The organism is Pseudomonas sp. NPDC078416 (genome assembly GCF_050268485.1).
Lineage (GTDB): Bacteria > Pseudomonadota > Gammaproteobacteria > Pseudomonadales > Pseudomonadaceae > Aquipseudomonas.
Genome location: NZ_JBNNGV010000030.1, coordinates 1 through 20657 on the forward strand (window position 1 = coordinate 1; position 20657 = coordinate 20657).

A 20657-nucleotide genomic window follows, 5' to 3' on the forward strand; every position below is an offset into this window, starting at 1 on the left:
GCAAGCGCGAGGCGGCGCAGATCCGCTCTGCCGCCGAACGCGACGCGCGGATTGTCGAGGCCGACGCCACCGTGAAAGCCGCCGACATCGAAGCGACCGCCCTGCAGACCAACCTTGAAGCGGCTGAGGAAATCGCCCGTCAACTGCGTCTGCGCGACATCGGCGGCCTGATCGTCATCGACTTCATCGACATGACCCCGGCCAAGAACCAGCGCGCCGTGGAAGAAAAGGTCCGTGAAAGCCTTGAGGCCGACCGTGCCCGCGTTCAGGTCGGTCGCATCTCGCGTTTCGGCCTGCTGGAAATGTCCCGTCAGCGTCTGCGCCCCTCCCTGGGCGAGAGCAGCGGCATTGTCTGCCCGCGTTGCAACGGCACCGGCATCATCCGTGACGTTGAATCGCTGTCCCTGGCGATCCTGCGCCTGATCGAAGAAGAAGCGCTGAAAGACCGCACTGCCGAAGTGCGCGCTCAAGTGCCGATCCCGGTCGCTGCGTTCCTGCTCAACGAAAAACGCAACTCGATCACCAAGATCGAACTGCGCACCCGCGCGCGCATCATCATCCTGCCGAACGACCATCTCGAAACGCCGCACTTCGAAGTGCAGCGTCTGCGTGATGACAGTCCGGAAGCCCACAGCCTGCAGACCAGCTATGAAATCGCTGCCGCTGCTGCTGAAGTGGAAGAGGTTGCACCGCCTGCCGCCGCTACCCGCACCCTGGTTCGCCAGGAAGCAGCGGTCAAGACCGCCCCGGCCCGCGCCAACGCACCGGTTCCGGTTGAAGCCGCTGCGCCGGTTGCCGCTGCGCCTGCACCGGCCGCCCATGAGCCAAGCCTGTTCAAGGGCCTGGTGAAATCGCTTGTCAGCCTGTTCGCTTCCAAGGAAGAGCCTGCTGCTGCCGCGCCTGCCGCTGTGGTCGAAAAACCGGCTACGGAGCGCCCTGCACGCAACGACGAGCGCCGTAATGGCCGTCAGCAGAGCCGCAGCCGCAACGGCCGTCGCGACGAAGAACGCAAGCCGCGTGAAGAACGTGCCCCGCGTGCCGATCGCGAAGAACGCGCACCCCGTGAAGAACGGGCCCCACGCGAGGAGCGCGCGCCTCGTGAAGAGCGTGCACCGCGCGAGCCGCGTGAAACCCGTGACGAAACCACTGCACCGCGCGAAGAGCGCCCGGCCCGTGCGCCACGGGAAGAGCGTCAGCCACGTGCTGGGCGTGAAGACCGCAAGCCTCGTGAAGAGCGTGTGCGTGAACTGCGTGAGCCGATCGACGCCGCACCGGCTGTCAACCTGCCCCGCGAAGAACGCCCTGAGCGCGCCCCGCGTGAAGAGCGTCAGCCACGTGCGCCGCGTGAAGAGCGTCAACCACGCGTTGAACAGGCTGCGGTCGCTGCCGAAGACGAAACCCTGCTGACCACCGAAGAGCAACAGGATGACAACCAGGAGCACGCCGAAGGCGATCGCCCTCGTCGTCGTTCACGCGGTCAGCGTCGTCGCAGCAACCGTCGCGAGCGTCAGCGTGATGCCAATGGCAATGAAATCGAAGGCAGCGAAGGCGTCGAGGGTTCAGAAGGTTCTGAAGCCAATGACGGCGAAGGCAACGAGCACGGTCATGAGTCCCATGACGAAGTGCACGCGAACGCCGACCGTGGTGATGTCGCCGCCGGTGCAAGCGTTGCTGCTGTAGCCGAGCGCGTCATCAGTGCCACCGCCGAAGCCGATGCCCACCGCCAGGCTGAACGTGCCAACACGGCCGTTGAAGCCAGCGCGACTGAAGCAGCGCCGGTCGCTCAGGCGTACGACGCAGCGCCAGAAGCGCCGCTCGTCGAAACCCCTGCGCCTGAAGCCAAGCGTTCGGTGATGCCGGAAGTGGAAGTGGCCACATTCGACGCCTCGTTGAGCCCGTTCGAACGTCAGGTGAAAGCAGCCGCTGAAGCCGAATCGACCGACGCGCCAGCGAGTGCCGAGACTCCGGTCGCTGTTGAAGCGCCAGCGGTTGTCGAAGCCCCGGCTTTCATGCCGACTCCTGCGCTGGTGCATGAGGCGGTTGAAGTGGCCGTCGCCGAGCCGGTTCACGTCGTTGAGCCTGTTAAAGCGGCTGAGCCTGTTCAGGCTGCCGAGCCTGCCAAAGCACCCGAGCTCGTTCAGATCACTGAACCGGCTCAGGCTGCAGAGCCAGAGCAAGCCAAGGCGCCGGAAATCGAAGCACCGAAAGTCGTCGAACCGGTTGCTCAGCAGCCAGTGGCGGCTGAACCGGTCATCGCGCCAGCCGTGGAAGCAGCCGATCAGACCGCAGCGCCGGAAATCGTCGCTGCCCCAGTCGCTGTTGAACCTCCTCAGGCGCCGGTTGCAGAACCAGCCAAAGAAGAGGCGCCTGCGCTGCCGGTTGCCAGTAATGGCCGTGCACCGAACGATCCTCGTGAAGTGCGCCGCCGTCGTCTGGAAGCCGAGCGTCAGCAGAAAGAGGCGCAAGCCTCGGATGAGCCTAAACCGCTCGTTTAATCGGCTGTAACCAAAAAGCCCCACCTGTGTGAGCAGGTGGGGCTTTTTTATGCCTGGCGGTCAGGGTGTGACAATTAGCGCGGTCGGGCTTGACTGAGAATCAGCGCGGTTGGAAGGTCAACGCAGCAGGCACGTCCACGTCCCACAACACGCCTGGGTCGTCGACCTCGATCTCCTTGATCCGCGCGCCCTGGAAAAGCCTTTTGGCGCCCTTCTCCCCGGCCAGCGCCATGAGCGCCGGCCCGAACGCACGACCAAAAGCGACGGGGTGACCATACCGCCCACCATGGACCGGTACGCTGATGGCGTCGTCCTCCACCGAGCGGGCCATGCGCTCAAGGGTGTCAGCATGGATGAAGGGCATGTCGCCCAATGCAATCAACCAGCCGCAATGGGCTGGCTCGGCCGAAACGGCCGCGGCAATACTGTCGCCCATGCCGGGGGAATCCAGCACTACCACTTCGCAGCCGTGGCGCAAACCCAACTCGGCCACGCTGCAATAGTCGGATCGGGTCAGAAGGACGGTCTTATCGCTGAGAGGTCTTACGTGGGCGAGCACCTGCTCCAGCACCGATCGCTCCGCACCGTCACGCCCGATGCATTGCGCCAGCAGCTTGTTGCGGTGGTGACCGGCAACCGCTCGATAACGACTCCCGAGGCCCGCTGCCAGCACGATGGCACACAGGGTTTCACTCATGCTCAACCCTCACTGAGTACAGGCCAAGTGAAGCTCAAACCGGAAGAGGACGCAGCCGGTCAATAAAGGTTGGGTTCCATTTCCAGCGCAACACCGAAGCGCTCCAGGATGTCCGCCTGAATCCGTTGCGCGAGGCCGAGCAATTGGCCGCCCGATGCCTCGCCATAATTGACCAGCACCAGCGATTGCAGCGCATGAACCCCGGCGTCGCCATCACGAAAACCCTTCCAGCCCGCCTGCTCGATCAACCAGCCGGCCGCCAGCTTTACCTGGCCATCGGCCTGAGGGTAGCCGACCACACCAGGGTGCGTGAGTTTGATGACAGCCACACGATCGGCGGACACCAGCGGATTCTTGAAGAAACTCCCTGCATTGCCCAGCGTCGCGGGGTCCGGCAGTTTTTCGCTGCGAATGGCGCAGATCGCCCGGCTCACGTGCATCGGCGAAGGTTCTTTGATGCCCTGCTCTTCCAGCCGCTGACGCACCGGACCGTAATCGAGATGAAGGGTCGCCGAGTAACTGAGCTTGAAGCGAACCCGCAGGATCAGCCAGCGGTTGGGCTGATGCTTGAACAGGCTGTCGCGGTAGCCGAACTCGCAGTCGGCCAGGGCAAATTCCCGCAGCTCGCCGCTGTGTCGATCGATCGCGGTCAGGCTGTGGAAAACATCCTTGAGCTCAACGCCGTAAGCGCCGATGTTTTGCATTGGTGCGGCGCCGACGGTGCCGGGTATCAGGCTGAGGTTCTCCAGCCCGGCCAGGCCCTGGGCGAGCGTGTCCAGCACGAAAGGATGCCAGGGCTCCCCCGCCTCCGCCTCAACAATGGCGCCGCCGCAATCCTCGTGGGTGATGCGGATGCCACGGCTGGCCATGCGCAACACGAGGGCATCGACATCACGGGTCAGCAGCAGATTACTGCCGCCACCGATGACCATCAGTGGCACATCGTGGCTGGCCGAATACGCGAGAGCCTCGCGCACGTCGTCGTCGTTGAACGCCTCGGCAAAACGCCGGGCGCGAACCACCACGCCGAACGTGTTGTAGGGCTTGAGGGACACGTCGTGCTGCACATTCAGCGTCATGGGTGCATCCGCGAAAACAGTGGAAGAACGACCGGAGCCATGCTCATCAACCCTCCAGCAGACGACGAACGCGTTCCAGGTCTTCAGCGGTGTCGACGCCGGCCGGTGGCGCTTCAAGGGCATCGGCCACATGAATGCGCACGCCGTGCCACAGCGCACGCAATTGCTCGAGGTTTTCGGTGTTTTCCAGCCAGCATGGCCCCCAACTGACGAAGTCGTGCAGGAACCCGGAGCGGTAGGCATAAATGCCGATATGGCGGCGATACGGTACGCCTTCCGGCAGCTCGTCGCGGGTCTTCGCCAGCGCATCGCGAGCCCAGGGGAGCGGCGCGCGGCTGAAGGTCAGCGCCAGGCCGTTGAGGTCCGAGCAGACCTTGACCACGTTGGGATTGAACAGCGATGCCACGTCCTCGATTGGCTCGGCAAGGGTCGATATCCGCGCTTCAGGGTGCGCGGCGAGGTTGTCGGCGACCTGATCGATCACGGCGGGCGGGATCATCGGCTCATCGCCCTGGACGTTGACCACGATGGCGTTGTCGGCCAGACCCAGCTTGGCGGCGACTTCAGCCAGGCGGTCGGTGCCGGAATTGTGATCGTCGCGGGTCATCAGCACTTCGGCGCCGAACGCCTGGCAGGCCTCGACGATGCGCTGATCATCAGTGGCAACCACCACACGCTCCGCGCTGCTTTTGCGCGCCTGTTCCCAGACGTGCTGGATCATCGGCTTCCCGGCGATGGTTTTCAGCGGCTTGCCCGGAAAGCGACTCGACCCGTAGCGCGCCGGAATGACAACGGTAAACGCTGCGGTCATTTGTCCAGACGCTCGTCGGTGGTGAGGGTGCGCGCTTCGCTTTCCAGCATTACCGGGATGCCGTCGCGAATCGGATAGGCAAGGCCGGCGCCTTTGCTGATCAGCTCGGTTTTGTCAGCGCTGAGCTTGAGCGGACCCTTGCAGATCGGGCAGGCAAGAATGTCGAGCAATTTGGTGTCCATAAGAGATCCTGAGCGAGTCATGGCAAAAGACGGGTTAACTGCGAATCGAACCAACTGACGAACGCCGGCGAAGGCACGGCTTCGACGGTCAGGTACCACCAGTCCGGTGCGGCGAAGGACGCGCATTTGACGGCGTCCTTCTCGGTCATGACCACGGGCAATGCCGGGGTAAACGACAGGGCCTGGGCACCGAACACGGCGTGGTCGGCGAACGCATGTGGAACAGGCCGCCAGTGTAGTCCTTCGAGGGTGTTGAAGAAACGTTGCGGATTACCGATGCCCGCCACCGCGTGCACCTGTTGACCGGGCGGGAAATGATCGACCGGGCGGCGTTCACCAGTGACCAGATTGACCAGCGCCGAGGGCTTGAGCTGAAACCCGAAGCCGTCGTCGCGATCCGCGCCCGCGCCGTTGTACAGCAGCGCATCAACGCTCTGCAGCCGCTCGACCGGTTCGCGCAGCGGGCCTGCCGGCAGGCAGCGGCGATTGCCAAGCCCGCGAACGGCATCGATCAGCACCAGTTCGAGGTCGCGATTCAGGCGATAGTGCTGCAGGCCGTCGTCGGAAAGAATGAGATCGATGGGCTCTTCAGCCAGCAAGGCGCGCACGGCTTGCGAGCGTTCCGGGTCGATCATCAGCGGCACACCGGTACGATTGACGATCAGCAGGGGCTCATCGCCCGCGTGCTCGGCGGGCTGTTGCGGCAGTACGCGCCAGGGCAGGCTCGGCGGCTTGGCGCCGTAACCCCGGCTGACCACACCGACGCGCAGCCCGCGCGCCCGGCAATGGTCGATCATCCAGAGAATCAGCGGCGTCTTGCCGGTGCCGCCAATGGTGATATTGCCGACGACCACGACCGGAACGGGCGCTTTATAGCTGTTGCCCTGCCCTGCGAGAAAACGCGCGCGCTTGCGGTTCACCACGCGCCGGTACAGGCATTCGAGCGGGCGCAGCAGCACCAGCGCCGGGTGGCCTTTGTACCAGGCGTCGAGCAGTCGGTCGGTGAATGCCATCAGTTCGCCGATGCGGCCTCGACGGTGGTCATGCGCAAATGAGCGAAACCGAGTTTGCCGGCGGCATCCATGGCGGTAATCACCGCCTGATGGGGGGTCTTGCCGTCGGCGCTGATCGACAGCGGCAGACTGGTGTCGCCCTCGGATTCCTTCTGCAGGGCATCAATGAGGGTTTCCAGTTTGCTGTCGCCCAGCAACGTGTTGTTCACCGAATAAACGCCGTCGGCATTGATGGTGATGTCGAGGTGTTTTTTGTCGACGTCATCGGCCGAAGCGCCGGTCACCGCTTGGGGCAGGTCGACGCGCAGCTGGGTTTCCCGGGTGAACGTGGTGGTCACGACAAAGAACAGCAGGAGGATGAACACCACGTCGATCAGCGACACCAGATTGATGTCGATGGTATCCCTGGGCTTGCGACGGCGGAATTTCACTTCTTCTTGCCCTCGCCACGTGCGGCGGCCTTGATGTCGGGCTTGGCGTCGGTAAGGTCGACGTCACGGTCGCCCTGCACGACTTCAACCAGTTTGATGGCTTCCTGTTCCATGCCGACCACCAGCTCATCGACACGGGTTTGCAGGTAGCGATGGAAGAAAATCGCGGGAATCGCAACGGTCAGGCCCGAGGCGGTGCAGATCAGCGCCTTGCCGATACCGCCGGCGAGCATGCCGGCGTTGCCGGTCATGCCGCTGCTGGTGAATGAGCTGAAGATATCGATCATTCCGAGGACGGTACCCAGCAGACCCAGCAATGGCGCCATGGCAGCGATGGTGCCGAGTGTTGCCAGGTAGCGCTCGAGCTCGTGAATGACCCGGGCCGCGGCTTCCTCGATGCACTCCTTCATGATCTCGCGACCATGACGGGAATTGGCCAGACCGGCGGCGAGGATTTCACCCAGCGGCGAGTCGGCGCGTAGCTCCTTGAGCTTCTCGGCGCTCAGCTGCTTGTCCTGAATCCAGCGCCACACCTGGCCGAGCAAATGCGGCGGCGTGATGCGACTGGCGCGCAGGGTCCAGAGGCGTTCAATGATGATTCCGACGGCGGCGATGGAACTCAAAATGATCGGTAGCATCATCCAGCCACCTGATTTGACCAGCTCCCACACAGCGACCACCCCCTGAAAAAAAGTGGCGCCACTCTAACATAGCGTCGGCGCCTCGCCGAACGTGTCGATGAATAACCATCCCTTTCAGTCACGCCAGAAGCGTCGTGTCCTACGTTCAGCCCGGGCATCTTCGTAGGCGCCCAATTGCAGGGTGATGGCGCCCAGTTCGGCGCTGTCGTGAATCGCCATCCCTGACCACGCGTACCGCGACATCACCAGAGGATGGGGATGACCGAACGCATTATTACGGCCTCGGGAAATCAGCACGCCGCGCGCACCGACGGCGCGCAGAAACGCCCGGGACGATGAGCTGCGGCTGCCGTGGTGGGGGGATTGCAGCCAGTGGGCGCTGACGTTGAAGCTGTCCTCGATCATCGCGCGTTCCGCCGGCACGTCGATATCACCGGTGAGCAACAGCCGCTCGCCATTGGCCTCGACGCTGAGCACGCAGGAGGCCTGATTGCCCTCGGCGGCGTGCTCCCAACTCCAGGTGGAAAAAACGACTTCATCCCACGTCCAGGTTTCCCCGTTACGGCAGGGTTCGGCCGACAGTTCGGCAGGCATGCGCCCTACGTCGCCCGCCAGCACGCGTTCAACTGGCAGGCCCTTGCGAACAGCCGCAGCGCCACCGGCGTGGTCGGAGTCGGCATGACTGAGCAGCAGCGTATCCAGCTGTCTGACTCCGGTGCGGCGAATGGCCGGCAAGACCACGCGCTCACCGATATCGAAATCACCGAAACGCGGCCCCGCGTCATACAGCAGGGCGTGGTCGCGGGTGCGCAGCAGAATGGCCAGGCCCTGCCCCACGTCCAGTTGCAGCACTTCGACTTGCCCGACGGGCACGCTTTTCTGCGGCGGGAAGAGGCACAGCAACAGCAACGGCCAGCCCAAAGGGCGCATCGGCAGGCCTTTGGGCAGCAACAGCAGCAACGCGCCGAGCAGGCTCAAGGGCCAGACCCACACTGGCACGTGGGGGCCGGTCCATGCGGGGGCGAGATCGGCCATGAACGCCAGCCAGCGAAACAACCCGTCCATCGAACCGCCCGCCAGCCATAACAGCCTTTCGCCGATGGGCGGGATCGCCAGCAGCAGCGTGCCGAGCAACGCCAGCGGCAATATCAGCAGGCTTACCCACGGCACGGCGAGCAGATTGACGACGGGGCCGCTCACGCTCACTGGCAGGTTCAGCGCCAGCAGCACCGGCAACAGCCCCACCGCGATCAGCCACTGTGCGCGGGTCCAGCTCTGCAGCCAGCTCCAACGCCCGAGGCGACCGCTGAAGATCAGCATCAAGATCGCGACGGCCAGAAACGACAGCCAGAAACCGGGGCGCAGGGAGATCAACGGCTCGGCGATCAGCACCAGATTCAGCGCCAGCAACAGCGGCCACGTTGTGCCCAGATGGCGGAAGCGCAGACGCCAGAGCAGCACCAGACCCAGCATGATGAGGGCTCGCTGCACCGGCACTTCCAAGCCCGCCAGCACGCCATAGGCCAGTGCACCCGCGAACGCCGCGATGCACGCCGAGGGCAGCCAGGGCAGAAACGGCGGCCACGCGCCCCAGCGAGCCAGGCCGGCAACGAGGCCGTAGAGCAGGCCGGCGAGCAAGCCGATGTGCGTCCCGGAGATGACCAGTAAATGAACGGTGCCGGTGTCCTGCAGGACCTGCCAGTCGGCGGTGCTTAGTCCGGAATCGTCACCCAGCACCAAAGCAGCCAGCCCGCCCTGTCGGCCCTGGGCATCCACACTGAGCAGGCGCTGACGGATGCCGTCGCGCCAGTTGCCCCGCGCCGGCTCCAGCAACTGGCCGTCCACCACCGTGCCGGTGGCGCCAATGCGCTGGGCCAGCAGCCACGCCTGGTAATCGAACGCGCCGGGATTGACCAGCCCACCGGGGCGTTTGAGCTTGACCGCCAGACGCCAGCGCTCGCCGCTGCCGACCGGCGGACCGCCGTACCAGCCAATGCGGATCTGTTCGGGCAACCGCTCGCGTCGTGATACGGGATCATCCAGCTGAAACCGCACCACGCCGTCGAGGGTCTGCGGCAGCCCGACCACGCGCCCTTCCAGCCAGAGGGTCTGTCCGTCGAGACGCTCGGCCAGTCGATCATCCAGCGCCGACGACGCCGAGACACAGGCCCAGGTCAGCCCGAACAGATAAAACGCCAGAGGGTAGGTGCGAAACGGCAGCAGCATCAGCGCCACCATGGGCATCGCCAGCAGCAACCAGACCGGCGGTAATACGGGCAAAAAACGTAGCGTCAGCAATCCGAGTGCGAGGGCGAGCATCCCTGTGCGCATGAGGCTTTCCTTGTCTGCGGGCGAAATCGACTTCCATGGCTTAGTCGATGCCCCGGCATGCGCGCTTATTAATTGTCACAAAGTCTGAATTTGCGTTTGCGACTATCCGTGCATACTTCCCCGAATTTCCCGCCCTCCTCGCCGGATTCCCGTATGCCACGCCACCTGATCAAGCGGTACATGCCCGATCCGAACAGCATCCGGGAACATAAATCCTTACGCTTTCTTGGCTCACTTCTGCACGACCCCAACCTCTGGCACCTCAATCGACATTCCGTGGCACGCGCGATGGGGATCGGGCTGTTCGCCGCTTTGATGCCGATGCCGTTGCAGATGCTGCTGGCCGCTGTGTTGGCGATCTGGGTCCGGGCCAACATGCCGATCGCTGTCAGTCTGTGCTGGCTGACCAACCCGCTGACGATGCCGCCGGTGTTCTATTGCACCTATAAGATCGGCGCGCTGCTGATGGGCTTGCCGCCGCGGCATTTCCCGGACGAACTGAGCTGGGACTGGATCAGCGGGCAGCTCTCCACCTTGTGGCAGCCGTTCTTGCTGGGATCGGTGGTGGCGGGGATTGTGCTGGGGGTGGCGGGGTATTTCGGGACGATGGCCTACTGGCGCTGGTGGGTCGGACGGCAGTGGAAGGCGCGTCGGGTGCGGCGGAAGGCAGGTTAGGAAGAGGTTGTCAGCGGATCGTTGCGGCCAGTCAGGTGCATGATCGTTCCCACGCTCCGAGTGGTAATGGCCCGTTTGACGCTCTGCGTTACAGTCAACGCAGAGCGTTTGGGGCGGCGTTGCCACGCAGAGCGTGGGAATGATCTTACATCGTTCTGAAATCCGTTACTGACGCATCCCGCGCCCGCTCACCAGCAATCGCGCGCAGCCCAGGTACAGCACGATGGTCGCGACGACCATGAACGCCAGGGCGATGCTGATTTTGATGTCCGACACACCAAGGATCCCGAAGCGAAACGCGTTGACCATGTGCAGCACCGGGTTGGCCAGCGACACGGTCTGCCAGAACGGCGGCAGCAAGTTGATCGAATAGAACACCCCGCCCAGGTAGGTCAACGGCGTCAGCACGAAGGTCGGGATGATCGAGATATCATCGAAATTGCGCGCAAACACAGCGTTGATGAAGCCCAGCAGCGAGAAGATCGTCGCGGTCAGCAGTACCACAATGATGGTGATGCCCAGGTGATGCACCTGCAGGTCGGTGAAGAACATCGACAGCATCGTGACGATCACCCCCACCGCCAGCCCGCGCAGCACGCCGCCGATGGTGTAGCCGATCAGAATGGTGTGCGGCGACACCGGCGAGACCATCAGCTCTTCCACCGAGCGCTGGAACTTGGCACCGAAGAAGCTCGAGACCACGTTGCCGTAGGAGTTGGTGATCACCGACATCATGATCAGGCCGGGCACGATGTACTGCATGTAGGTGAAGCCACCCATGTCGCCGATCTGCCGGCCGATCAGGTTGCCGAAGATCACGAAGTACAGAACCATGGTGATCGCCGGCGGCAGCAGGGTCTGCGGCCAGATCCGCATGAAACGCCGGACCTCACGATAAACAATGGTGTTCAGGGCGATCAGGTTGGGGCGCAGCTCCGAGCTCATATCGCCACCTTCGCCAGATTCTTCTCGACCAGACCCACGAACAATTCCTCAAGACGATTGGTTTTATTGCGCAGGCTCAGCACCTGAATGTTCTGCAGCGACAACTGACTGAACAGCGACGTGATGCCGATGGTTTTATCGACCTGCACCTCAAGCGTCTGGTTATCCACCCGCTTCACCGGATAACCGTTGAGCTGAGGCGCGGCCTGCAGCGGATCGCGCAGGTCCAGCAGGAAGGTCTCAACGTGCAGCTTGTTGAGCAGGGTCTTCATGCTGGTGTTTTCGATGATCGTGCCGTGATCGATGATGCCGATGTTGCGGCACAGCTGCTCCGCCTCCTCCAGGTAATGAGTGGTGAGGATGATGGTGATGCCCTTCTCGTTCAGCTCGGTGAGGAAGGTCCACATCGAACGACGCAGCTCGATATCAACGCCGGCAGTAGGCTCGTCGAGGATTAACAGACGCGGCTCGTGAATCAGTGCGCGGGCGATCATCAGGCGGCGCTTCATGCCGCCGGACAAGGAACGTGACGGCGAATCGCGCTTGTCCCACAAGCCCAGCTGGGTCAGGTATTGCTCGGCGCGCTCCTTGGCGATCTTCGGCGGAATGCCGTAATAGCCCGCCTGGGTCACGACGATGTCGAAGGTCTTCTCGAACTGGTTGAAATTGAATTCCTGCGGCACCACGCCGATTGAGCGTTTGAGCTGCGCCGGATTGGTATCGAGGTCGTGGCCGAAAATGTTCACCGTGCCGCTGGTCTTGTTGACCAGGGTCGAGATGATCCCGATGGTGGTGGATTTGCCGGCGCCGTTGGGGCCGAGCAATGCGAAAAAATCACCCTCGGCGACGTCCAGATCAATGCCCTTGAGGGCCTGGAAACCGTTGCCGTAGGTCTTGGTTAGCTGCCGGATTGACAGAGCTGAACTCATGACTGAACACACACCAATAAAATGAAAAGGAAGATAAACGAATACGAGCGTGCAGTTGCCGGGTTGATAGGCGCGCTGACATTTACCGCGCCGCGCAGCTGGGATATCAGGCACAACACAAGGCTACAAACGCAGTGGCCGCAATGTTGCGTGCCGATGCCGCCCAAGTACAGCGACATCGATTGATAGTCAGTATTAACCCGACACGGGCTGAACTCAGGTCAGCGCGGTCATGACGGCCTTTCGATACGCCGGACGCTGTTGCAAACGTTCGTACCAGGCTTTGAGGTGGGGCAGCTCGCGACGTTCAATCGGCATTTCGAACCAGGGGTAAGCGAAGCAGCCGAGGGGAATGTCGCCCATGCCGAATTCATCGCCCGAGAGGTACGGCTGACGGGCCAGTGCTGCGTCGACGATGACCAGCAGGCGCTCGACGTCAGCTATAGCCGCGTTGATCTGCGTCCAGTCCTGTTTGTCGGCTGGGGTGCGCAACACGCCCCAGAACACCGGCCGGAAGGGGCCGGCCAGCGTCGACGTGGTCCAGTCCATCCACTTCTCGGCCTGGGCACGCGCCTTGGGGCTGGCCGGATAGAGAGCCGAGTCCGGCGCGTATTGCGCGGCCAGGTAGCGAACGATGGTGTTGGACTCCCATAGCACGAACTCGCCGTCTTCGATCATCGGCACCACACCGTTGGGGTTCTTCGCCAGGTACTCGGGCTGATCGTTGACACCGAAGGCGCCGCCGGCATTCAGCGACTCGTATTCCAGCCCCAGTTCCTCGGCGATCCACAATGCCTTGCGCACATTGGACGAGTTCTTGCGGCCCCAGATCTTCAACATGTTGTCATTCTCCGTGTGGTCAACGATCGATGAGTGGCGTTTGCGGCGGGCCACAGTCTACTCCGGGATGCGGGTGTTCAAGCCACAACTTCCTGCGCATCGGCCAGCCCCCGAACTCCCTTGGTAGCACGGGGTCACTATCGATGCGCGGGCCAGAGCGGTCGACTGCGCAGCCGGTCGCGCTTATCGCGCCGTCATCATGGAGGGCTGTTTATGTTGTTGCTGTGGATCGTAGTGTTGGTGGTTGGCGTGGCCTGGCTGGCCCATCGCAGAATTGCGCCCTTCCCCGCCCTGGGCATCGTCGCGGTGTACCTGCTGGCGATGGGCGCGTTCAGCCATGCCCACGGCTGGATGGTCATTCCATGGGTGTTGTGGCTGGGGGTCGCCTTGCTGCTGGCGCTGCCGGACCTGCGCCGCAAACACTTCAGTGCGCCGATGTTCGCGTGGTTTCAGAAAGTGCTGCCGCCGATGTCCGCCACCGAGCGTGACGCCATCGACGCCGGCACCGTGTGGTGGGATGGCGAGCTGTTCAGCGGCCGTCCGGACTGGAACACCCTGCTCAGCTACCCAAAGAGCAAACTGACCGACGAAGAGCAGGCCTTCCTTGATGGCCCGACCGAAGAACTCTGCGCCATGGTCAGCGACTGGGAAATCGGCCAGGCCATGGACCTGCCGCCGCAAGCGTGGGCGCATATAAAGGAACATGGTTTCTTCGCGCTGATCATTCCCAAGGAATACGGCGGTAAAGGCTTCTCGGCCTACGCCCACTCCCAAGTGGCGATGAAGCTGGCGACCCGCAGCGGCGATCTGGCCTCGACGGTGATGGTGCCCAACTCACTGGGCCCGGCAGAGCTGCTGCTGCATTACGGCACCGACGAGCAGCGCAACCACTATTTGCCACGCCTGGCCTGTGGCGACGAGATCCCGTGCTTCGCACTGACCGGCCCGCTGGCCGGCTCCGATGCTGGGGCGATGCCTGACACCGGGATCATCTGCAAGGGCCAGTGGGAAGGCGAAGAAGTCATCGGCCTGCGCCTGAACTGGGAAAAGCGCTACATCACCCTCGGCCCGGTCGCCACCCTGCTCGGCCTCGCTTTCAAGGCCTATGACCCTGAGCATCTGCTGGGCGACGAGGCGGATTTGGGCATCACCTTGGCGCTGATTCCGACCGACACCGCCGGTGTAGAGATCGGTCGCCGTCATGTGCCACTGGGCGCGGCGTTCATGAACGGCCCGAACTCGGGCAAAGACGTGTTCATTCCGCTGGAATACTTGATCGGCGGCAAAGACATGCTCGGCAAAGGCTGGATGATGCTGATGAATTGTCTGTCGGTCGGCCGTTCGATTTCACTGCCAGCGGTCGGTACCGGCGCCGCGAAGTTCACCAGCCTGGTCACCGGGCAGTACACCCAGGTGCGCGAACAATTCAACGTGCCGCTGGCGGCGTTCGAAGGCATTCAGGAATCCCTGGCGCGCATCGGCGGCAACGCCTGGCTGATGGACAGCGCGCGCATCCTGACCGCCAACGCCGTGGACCTGGGCGAGAAGCCTTCGGTGCTGTCGGCGATCCTGAAATACCACCTGACCGAGCGCGGTCGCGAATGCATCACCCACGCGATGGATGTGCACGGCGGCAAGGGCATCATCATGGGCCCGAACAATTACCTGGGGCGATCGTGGCAAGGCGCGCCGATCTTTATCACCGTGGAAGGCGCAAACATTCTGTCGCGCAACCTGATGATCTTTGGTCAGGGCGCCATCCGCTGCCATCCGTTCGTGCTGAAGGAAATGGCCCTCGCCGGTCGTAAGGATCATGACCGCGCGGTGGTGGAATTCGACGGACTTCTGATGCAGCACATTGGTTTCGCTGTGCGTAACGCCGCCAGCACGCTGGTGTTGAATCTGGGCCTGGGGCATTTCGAAAGCGTGCCGGGTGATCGCCTGAGTCAGGGGTACTTCCGCGCGCTGAACCGTCAGGCCGCTGCCTTCGCAATGCTGGCGGATCTGAGCATGATGCTGCTGGGCGGCGAACTGAAACGTCGCGAGCGTCTGTCGGCGCGCCTGGGCGATGTGCTGAGCCACATGTACCTGGCGTCCGCCGCTCTTAAGCGTTACCACGATCTGGACTATCCCGAAGCACTGGCGCCGCTGTTTTGCTGGTCCATGGAAGAAGCGCTGGGTGAGTCGGAGCGTGCGCTGGATGAGCTGCTGAGCAATTTCCCGAACCGCGTTCTCGGCGGGCTGCTGCGGGTAATCGTGTTCCCGTTCGGCCGTCGTCACAAAGGGCCATCGGACAGGCTGGATGCGCAGGTAGCGGAGATCCTTGGTCGCGCCAAAGGCGACCCGGCGCTGGAATCGGTGCTTGCCGGTTGCTATCGCCCGACCGACGCCGAGGATCCGGTCGGCGCGTTGCAGCACGCGAGCGACCTGCTCAGCGGCGCCAAGGCGATTCGCAGCAAACTGCATCACGCGGTGAAAAGCGGTCAGGTCAAGCCTGCGGGGGGTGAGCATCTGATCGACGCCGCGCTTAATGCAGGCGTGCTGCAGGTGCCGGAAGCAGAGACCTTGCGGGCAGCAGAGGCGGCGCGGCGCAAAGTGATCGATGTGGATGATTTCGACAAGGAAGAGCTGGTCGCCACTGAAGGCAAAATCCGCTGATTAATTGAGGCAAACCCCTGTAGGAGTGAGCTTGCTCGCGATGGCTTAGGTACAGACGCTGATGACAAGTCAGACCCACCGAGACCTTCGCGGGCAAGCGCGCTCCTGCACCTGCTCCCCGCGACTTACGTCTACATACACCGCTCTAGCGAATTGTCCTACACTCCTTGGTAACAACAAGAAAAACCCAAGGGGACGCACCATGATTAACCAACGCCTGACTCATCGCTGCCTGCTCTCTGAAATTGCCTCGGGGGAGGATCTCTACAGCGGCAAGCCGACCCAAACCCTGCAAACTCTTCTGATGATGGGCTTTGTCACCCGACTGCCCAGTCCTGACCGCACCTATGCTCATCTCGCGCTTACCGAAGCAGGTCATCGGTATCTGGCCGGGTTGTGGCATTGAGATAGCCGCAGGCGGCGGGGGCCTCTATACTCCCGCGCCTGTTTTTGTCTCTGAGGGCTTCATCATGGCCGACGCCAATCTCGACCACATCATGAATCTGCTGCTGCATTTGCGCGGCATCCTGGTCGCGCTGGGAGAGGCCGAGCAGGTCCCCGAAGAAAGTCATGCGCTGTTTCTGGAACGTTACGATGAGTTGCTGACGCTGTTGCCGGCTGATCCGATAGAGAGTCAGTATCTGGGGCAGGATTTGTTGTGTCAGGTGATTCAGCGTTATCCGCAGATTGCGCATTTGGTGCCGCGGGATTTGCTTTGGTTTTTCGCGGGCGATTGTCTGCATTTCATGCCGGACGATGAGATTGATTTGTATACGGCGCTGGAGGAGCGTCGGTTTGAGGCGATGGAGAACGAGGAGCCGTTTGACTGGAATCAGGAGAAGCAGTTGTTGGCGATGTCGCAGTCTGAGTCCAAGCACTGATCTGAGGTTGCCATCCAGATCAAGATCAGAAGCGTCGGCCTAACGGCCTCGGGTTTCGCCTTCGGCGATTTACTTGATAAAGCCCCAAGTAACCAAGGGCTTGTGCTCCTGGTTAGGCCCTTCCTTCGTCAGGGTTCCTTCACTCCGGGCCCACTCCGCGAGACCTGCGTTCAGCCTGCACCCAAGTCGCGTTCGGCGGTGTCCGAACCCTCTACGTTCAAAGATCAAGATCAACAACAGATCAACGGCTTCCCGGCTGAAGCCGATCCTACTGACTGCACGCGCTACTTTTCGTGGGACCGGCTTTAGCCGGGAAGAGGCCAGCCTGGGCACCATCGATTTCACGGTGAGACGCGGTGATCGTCCCCACGCTCTGGGTGGGAATGCAGCACAGGACGCTCCGCGTCATCCTGCGCTTGGGATCGAGGTCACGCCTGATAGTCCGGACCATGCCGTCCAGCTGGCGGATCAGCGTATTCCGGTAACTTGTCACACCCGGCCCGGTGCCGCGTTTGAGCACCTTGGCCTGCTCTTCCAAATTCTTCACCACCTCTACAGGCGGGAAGATCTAATACCATGCCCTCGACGTCAGTATCGGGTCGAAAATGGACGATGGTTATACTGCTTAAATAGACCCGGCTCGATCCGAGCGCTGTGATCAATCACGACCAACGCAACCACCGCGGCCCCATCGCAGCGCCGATCAAGGTCGGCACCAGCATCCCCAGAAAATACCAGATACCCCAGAACGGTATGGCCATTTCAGGGCAATGCAGGCAGTAGGCAAGCGTCGCCAGGGAGCTGGCGAGCAGGCCGCCGCAGGCGCCCGCAAGCTTCGGCCGGGTTGGCGCCAGGCCGCGCAAGGCCCAGAACACCGCAACAAAGCCTGGCACCGAGAGCACGGTGATGTTGAAGGCGCACACTTTCCAGGTTGTGCCCAATACCATAGCGATTCGATCATCTGCAGGTGCGACAGCCAGCCCGTACAACGTGCCGCCCCAGATCGCCGCCACCCCCAGGGTCACCCACAGCTTGCCGCCACCCGCACTCATGCCGGGACGAGCCAGGCGCGTCACCATCAGCAAAGCGCCCACCATCAGGCTCAGGGGAAAGGCGATCTTGGCCCAGAAAATCGGGGTCGTCGCGACTTCGGCCAGATCAGCCCGTACGCCGAAGCGCAGCAGGATCACCAACAGCGCCCCCACTCCGCCAATCAGCATCGCCAGGCTGAAACGCTTGGCGATCGCCTTGGGATCGACGGGTTCGACCCCGGTGGAGAGCATGGAAACAAGATCGTCTGTGTTCATCATTTACCTCTGATCATGGCCGCCAGGGCCTTGAGCCCGCGATGCACGCCAATCTTTACCGCGGACTCGGAAAGCCCGGTCAATTGCGCTGTCTGCGCCACGGAAAGCCCTTCGAGCTTGACATGCATGATCGGCAGCCGCTGCTTGTCCGGCAGTTCTTCGAGCAACTTGTCCAGATCGCGACTCGCCTGAGCCGGTTCCAGACAGGGCTCGGCAAACAGCTCCTCGGCGTCATCAATGGAATCGTTGAGGCCATCGTGCCGCGAGCGGGAACGATAGAAATCAGCCAGCTTGTAGCGCGCAATGGCAAACGCCCAGGCCGTCAACGGCTGATCGGATTGATAGGTCTGACGGCCGTTATGCACCGCCAGCAGAATCTCTTGCAGCAGATCCTCTATTTCATCTGGCTGACGCAGCAGCCGTGCCCTGAGAAAACCACGCAGGTGCGTACTCAACTCCCGCAGGAAACGCGCGTAATCAGCCTGATTGCCCTTGAGCCCTGACAGAAAGAGCGTCTGAAGATCGATCTCTCGCCTGCGCAACGAATCGTTATGTGTAGTTCGGTCCATCGATCGCCCTGGTTACACAGCAGTTAGAGATTTTTTAATTGTTCTTCTCATCAGGCGCGTTACGAGCGCGCACCGACTGAACGCACGGTGGGCAGTGAACTGAGAAACCCCGCGCGGCGCAAATTCTTTCACGATATTTCAAATATTTTTTTCGACCGCTGTAACCGGTTGGCATTTGGCGACGAATTACTTCACGGATCGCAAGCAAAGCGAAAAATCGCTGAACTGTCGACCAACTACCCAGATCCTCGGAGAAAGACCATGAAAACTATGAATATTGCCGCTATCGCAATCGCCCTGTCTTCCGTTGCTGCCGGTTCCGTCATGGCGGCCGAAAAACCAGCGGCCATGGAGAAGTGCTACGGCGTTTCCATGGCGGGCAAGAACGATTGCAAAGCAGGCGCAGGCACCACGTGTGCTGGCACTTCGAAGACCGACTACCAGGCCAACTCGTGGAAAAACGTTCCGGCCGGCACGTGCACCTCGATCAAGACGCCAAACGGCCACGGTACTCTCGAAGCCATGTAACCCGCCACATCACGGGACACGTCAATCAGGAAAACTTCCCCAAAGATGGGCGCTGGACTTGGCCTCAAGGCAGAGCATTACGAGGACGCACTCGATTGCACCGCCAGCGGCCTGTGGTTTGAAGTCCATCCGGAAAATTACATGGTTGACGGCGGCCCCCGACTGGCCTGGCTTGAAGCCATTGGCAGCCGTCACCCGCTGTCACTGCACGGTGTATCCCTGTCACTGGCGGCCGATTGCCCGCCGGACAGGGCCCACTTGCAACGGCTGAAGGTGCTTGCCGATCGCGTTCAACCGGCCCTGATGTCGGAACACCTGGCCTGGTCAACCTGGCGAGGCCAGTACCACCCCGACCTGCTGCCGTTTCCCCGTTCCCATGAAGCGCTGCAACGGATCGTCGACAACATTGATTGCACCCAGAACACCCTCGGGCGCCGGATTGCGATTGAAAATCCGACCCACTATTTAAAGCTCGACGGCCATGACTGGAGCGAGCTCGACTTCCTCACCGAGCTAAGCGACAGAACCGGTTGCGGCCTGCTGCTGGACGTGAACAACGTGTTTATCAGCGCGCATAACCAGGACTTCAACGCTGCCGGTTATCTGGACGCCTTCCCCGCTAATGCGGTCATGGAAATCCATCTGGCCGGCCATACCCCTGACCCTGGAGACTCAAACCTGCTGATCGACTCCCACGACAGTGCCATCAGCGAATCGGTCTGGTCGCTTTATCAACGATTGATCGAGCGCATCGGCCCCCGCCCGACGCTTATTGAACGCGATGACCAGATTCCCGCCTTTGATCAATTGATGATCGAGCGCAGCCGCGCTCAGGGCGTCCTGGACACCCATCGTCACCTGCAAATGGAGACTGCGTAATGAATCTGTCACTGGCCGGTTTTCAGGACGCCTTTATCAGCGCCTTGTATGGCAAGGACCCCGCGAGCTTGCCGGTGTTGACCGAGCAGTCGGGATTTCTGGTGTATCGCAACACCGTCATGAAAGGCGCCAGTGATGCCCTGTTGGCGAACTTTCCCACCGTGGAGCGTCTGGTAGGCACCGAATGGTTGCAGGCCGCCGCCGCGCGCTATGTCCGCCAATTCCCGCCTGCCGATGCGCGGTTGCTTCATTACGGCCAAGGCTTTCCGGACTTCCTTGACGCTTTCGAGCACGCCCGGGACCTGCCTTATCTGGGCAATGTGGCGCGCATCGATCTGCTATGGAGTGAAGCCCATGGCGCCGAAGACGACCTTGCCCTCGATGTCACCGCCTTTGCCGCCATCGAGCCGGCGCTGTTGGCCGGCGTAAGGCTCAAAGTGCGCGCCACGGCACTGTGGAAATGGTTCCCGGACCAACCGGCCTACACCCTCTGGCGCTGCAACCGCGAACTGATCGACGTACCTGCCGAGCTGGATTGGATCGGCGAAGGCGTTTTGATCAGCCGCAGCACCGCCGTCGTTGCCTGGTATCCGTTGAGCATGGGCGAGTGCGCTTTTCTGGACGCTTGCGCAGCCCATCTTCCCCTGGAAGAGGCTGCCGAATACGCGACCCAGGCCGAACCCGAGCTGGACCTGATGACCATGCTCAGCCGCCTGATCGCTGCCAACGTATTTGCCGCTCACTGAGCATTGGAGAACACCGTGAA

The 20657-nt window shown here is 62.0% G+C and carries 21 protein-coding genes; 8 read left to right on the plus strand and 13 right to left on the minus strand.

Annotated elements, in window-relative coordinates; genetic code table 11:
- Positions 1-2495 (plus strand): ribonuclease E/G (locus ACQKEN_RS20985; protein ID WP_427688433.1); only part of this gene is annotated, 2495 nt, incomplete at its 5' end.
- A gap of 100 nt (positions 2496-2595) precedes the next feature.
- Here ACQKEN_RS20985 and ACQKEN_RS20990 read toward each other — a convergent pair.
- The 8 genes from ACQKEN_RS20990 to ACQKEN_RS21025 all read right to left on the minus strand — a co-directional run bounded on the left by ACQKEN_RS20990 (position 2596) and on the right by ACQKEN_RS21025 (position 9680).
- Positions 2596-3192: a nucleotidyltransferase family protein gene (locus ACQKEN_RS20990; protein WP_427688435.1), complete on the minus strand. Its 597-nt coding sequence runs from the start codon at positions 3190-3192 to the stop codon at positions 2596-2598.
- A gap of 59 nt (positions 3193-3251) precedes the next feature.
- Positions 3252-4271: a UDP-N-acetylmuramate dehydrogenase gene (gene murB / locus ACQKEN_RS20995; protein WP_427688437.1), complete on the minus strand. Its 1020-nt coding sequence runs from the start codon at positions 4269-4271 to the stop codon at positions 3252-3254.
- Between the two features lie 46 nt (positions 4272-4317).
- Positions 4318-5082 carry a 3-deoxy-manno-octulosonate cytidylyltransferase gene (kdsB, locus tag ACQKEN_RS21000; protein ID WP_427688439.1) on the minus strand — a complete coding sequence of 255 codons (765 nt, stop codon included), beginning with the start codon at positions 5080-5082 and terminating at the stop codon, positions 4318-4320.
- Positions 5079-5264: a Trm112 family protein gene (locus ACQKEN_RS21005; RefSeq protein WP_003174668.1), complete on the minus strand. Its 186-nt coding sequence runs from the start codon at positions 5262-5264 to the stop codon at positions 5079-5081. The genes kdsB and ACQKEN_RS21005 overlap by 4 nt, the downstream gene beginning before the upstream one ends.
- A gap of 17 nt (positions 5265-5281) precedes the next feature.
- A complete protein-coding gene (lpxK, locus tag ACQKEN_RS21010) occupies positions 5282-6277 on the minus strand; it encodes a tetraacyldisaccharide 4'-kinase (RefSeq protein ID WP_427688441.1) in 996 nt (331 codons plus the stop codon).
- Positions 6277-6708 (minus strand): ExbD/TolR family protein, encoded by a 432-nt coding sequence (locus ACQKEN_RS21015; protein ID WP_427688442.1) that lies wholly within the window; start codon positions 6706-6708, stop codon positions 6277-6279. The genes lpxK and ACQKEN_RS21015 overlap by 1 nt, the downstream gene beginning before the upstream one ends.
- Positions 6705-7379: a MotA/TolQ/ExbB proton channel family protein gene (locus ACQKEN_RS21020; RefSeq protein ID WP_172609193.1), complete on the minus strand. Its 675-nt coding sequence runs from the start codon at positions 7377-7379 to the stop codon at positions 6705-6707. The genes ACQKEN_RS21015 and ACQKEN_RS21020 overlap by 4 nt, the downstream gene beginning before the upstream one ends.
- Before the next feature lie 84 nt (positions 7380-7463).
- Positions 7464-9680 (minus strand): DNA internalization-related competence protein ComEC/Rec2, encoded by a 2217-nt coding sequence (locus ACQKEN_RS21025; protein WP_427688445.1) that lies wholly within the window; start codon positions 9678-9680, stop codon positions 7464-7466.
- A gap of 153 nt (positions 9681-9833) precedes the next feature.
- Here ACQKEN_RS21025 and ACQKEN_RS21030 point away from each other — a divergent pair, with 153 nt between their 5' ends.
- Positions 9834-10355 carry a DUF2062 domain-containing protein gene (locus ACQKEN_RS21030; protein WP_427688447.1) on the plus strand — a complete coding sequence of 174 codons (522 nt, stop codon included), beginning with the start codon at positions 9834-9836 and terminating at the stop codon, positions 10353-10355.
- A 165-nt stretch (positions 10356-10520) separates the two neighbouring features.
- Here the strand turns inward: ACQKEN_RS21030 and ACQKEN_RS21035 are convergent, their stop codons facing one another.
- The 3 genes from ACQKEN_RS21035 to ACQKEN_RS21045 form a co-directional block, all read right to left on the minus strand.
- Complete coding sequence (locus ACQKEN_RS21035) at positions 10521-11300, minus strand: ABC transporter permease (protein WP_065993104.1); 780 nt, start codon at positions 11298-11300, stop codon at positions 10521-10523.
- Positions 11297-12229, minus strand: a complete 933-nt coding sequence (locus tag ACQKEN_RS21040) for an ABC transporter ATP-binding protein (protein WP_427688449.1) — start codon at positions 12227-12229, stop codon at positions 11297-11299. The genes ACQKEN_RS21035 and ACQKEN_RS21040 overlap by 4 nt, the downstream gene beginning before the upstream one ends.
- Before the next feature lie 216 nt (positions 12230-12445).
- A complete protein-coding gene (locus ACQKEN_RS21045; RefSeq protein ID WP_427688451.1) occupies positions 12446-13069 on the minus strand; it encodes a glutathione S-transferase family protein in 624 nt (207 codons plus the stop codon).
- Positions 13070-13282: 213 nt separating this feature from the next.
- Between ACQKEN_RS21045 and ACQKEN_RS21050 the strand changes: the two genes are divergently transcribed.
- The 3 genes from ACQKEN_RS21050 to ACQKEN_RS21060 all read left to right on the plus strand — a co-directional run bounded on the left by ACQKEN_RS21050 (position 13283) and on the right by ACQKEN_RS21060 (position 16608).
- Entirely contained in the window at positions 13283-15727 is a 2445-nt protein-coding gene (locus ACQKEN_RS21050; RefSeq protein WP_427688453.1) for an acyl-CoA dehydrogenase, read from the plus strand.
- A gap of 202 nt (positions 15728-15929) precedes the next feature.
- Complete coding sequence (locus tag ACQKEN_RS21055) at positions 15930-16133, plus strand: hypothetical protein (protein WP_427688455.1); 204 nt, start codon at positions 15930-15932, stop codon at positions 16131-16133.
- A gap of 64 nt (positions 16134-16197) precedes the next feature.
- Positions 16198-16608, plus strand: coding sequence for a PA2817 family protein (locus tag ACQKEN_RS21060; protein WP_133776461.1), 411 nt, complete (start codon positions 16198-16200; stop codon positions 16606-16608).
- Positions 16609-17270: 662 nt separating this feature from the next.
- On the opposite strand, the gene ACQKEN_RS21065 is transcribed toward ACQKEN_RS21060, so the two are convergent.
- Entirely contained in the window at positions 17271-17915 is a 645-nt protein-coding gene (locus ACQKEN_RS21065; protein WP_427688457.1) for a DUF1109 domain-containing protein, read from the minus strand.
- The gene (locus tag ACQKEN_RS21070) at positions 17915-18484 is read right to left on the minus strand and encodes a sigma-70 family RNA polymerase sigma factor (protein WP_427688458.1); all 570 of its coding nucleotides are present in this window, start codon (positions 18482-18484) and stop codon (positions 17915-17917) included. The genes ACQKEN_RS21065 and ACQKEN_RS21070 overlap by 1 nt, the downstream gene beginning before the upstream one ends.
- A gap of 261 nt (positions 18485-18745) precedes the next feature.
- Between ACQKEN_RS21070 and ACQKEN_RS21075 the strand changes: the two genes are divergently transcribed.
- From ACQKEN_RS21075 to ACQKEN_RS21085, 3 genes are read left to right on the plus strand one after another with little or no spacing between them, the layout of a single operon-like run.
- The gene (locus ACQKEN_RS21075; RefSeq protein ID WP_073163725.1) at positions 18746-19012 is read left to right on the plus strand and encodes a BufA1 family periplasmic bufferin-type metallophore; all 267 of its coding nucleotides are present in this window, start codon (positions 18746-18748) and stop codon (positions 19010-19012) included.
- 45 nt (positions 19013-19057) lie between these two features.
- The gene (locus tag ACQKEN_RS21080) at positions 19058-19891 is read left to right on the plus strand and encodes a DUF692 domain-containing protein (protein ID WP_427688460.1); all 834 of its coding nucleotides are present in this window, start codon (positions 19058-19060) and stop codon (positions 19889-19891) included.
- Positions 19891-20637 (plus strand): putative DNA-binding domain-containing protein, encoded by a 747-nt coding sequence (locus ACQKEN_RS21085; RefSeq protein WP_427688462.1) that lies wholly within the window; start codon positions 19891-19893, stop codon positions 20635-20637. Before ACQKEN_RS21080 ends, ACQKEN_RS21085 begins: the two co-directional genes overlap by 1 nt.
- Positions 20638-20657 lie beyond the last annotated feature (20 nt).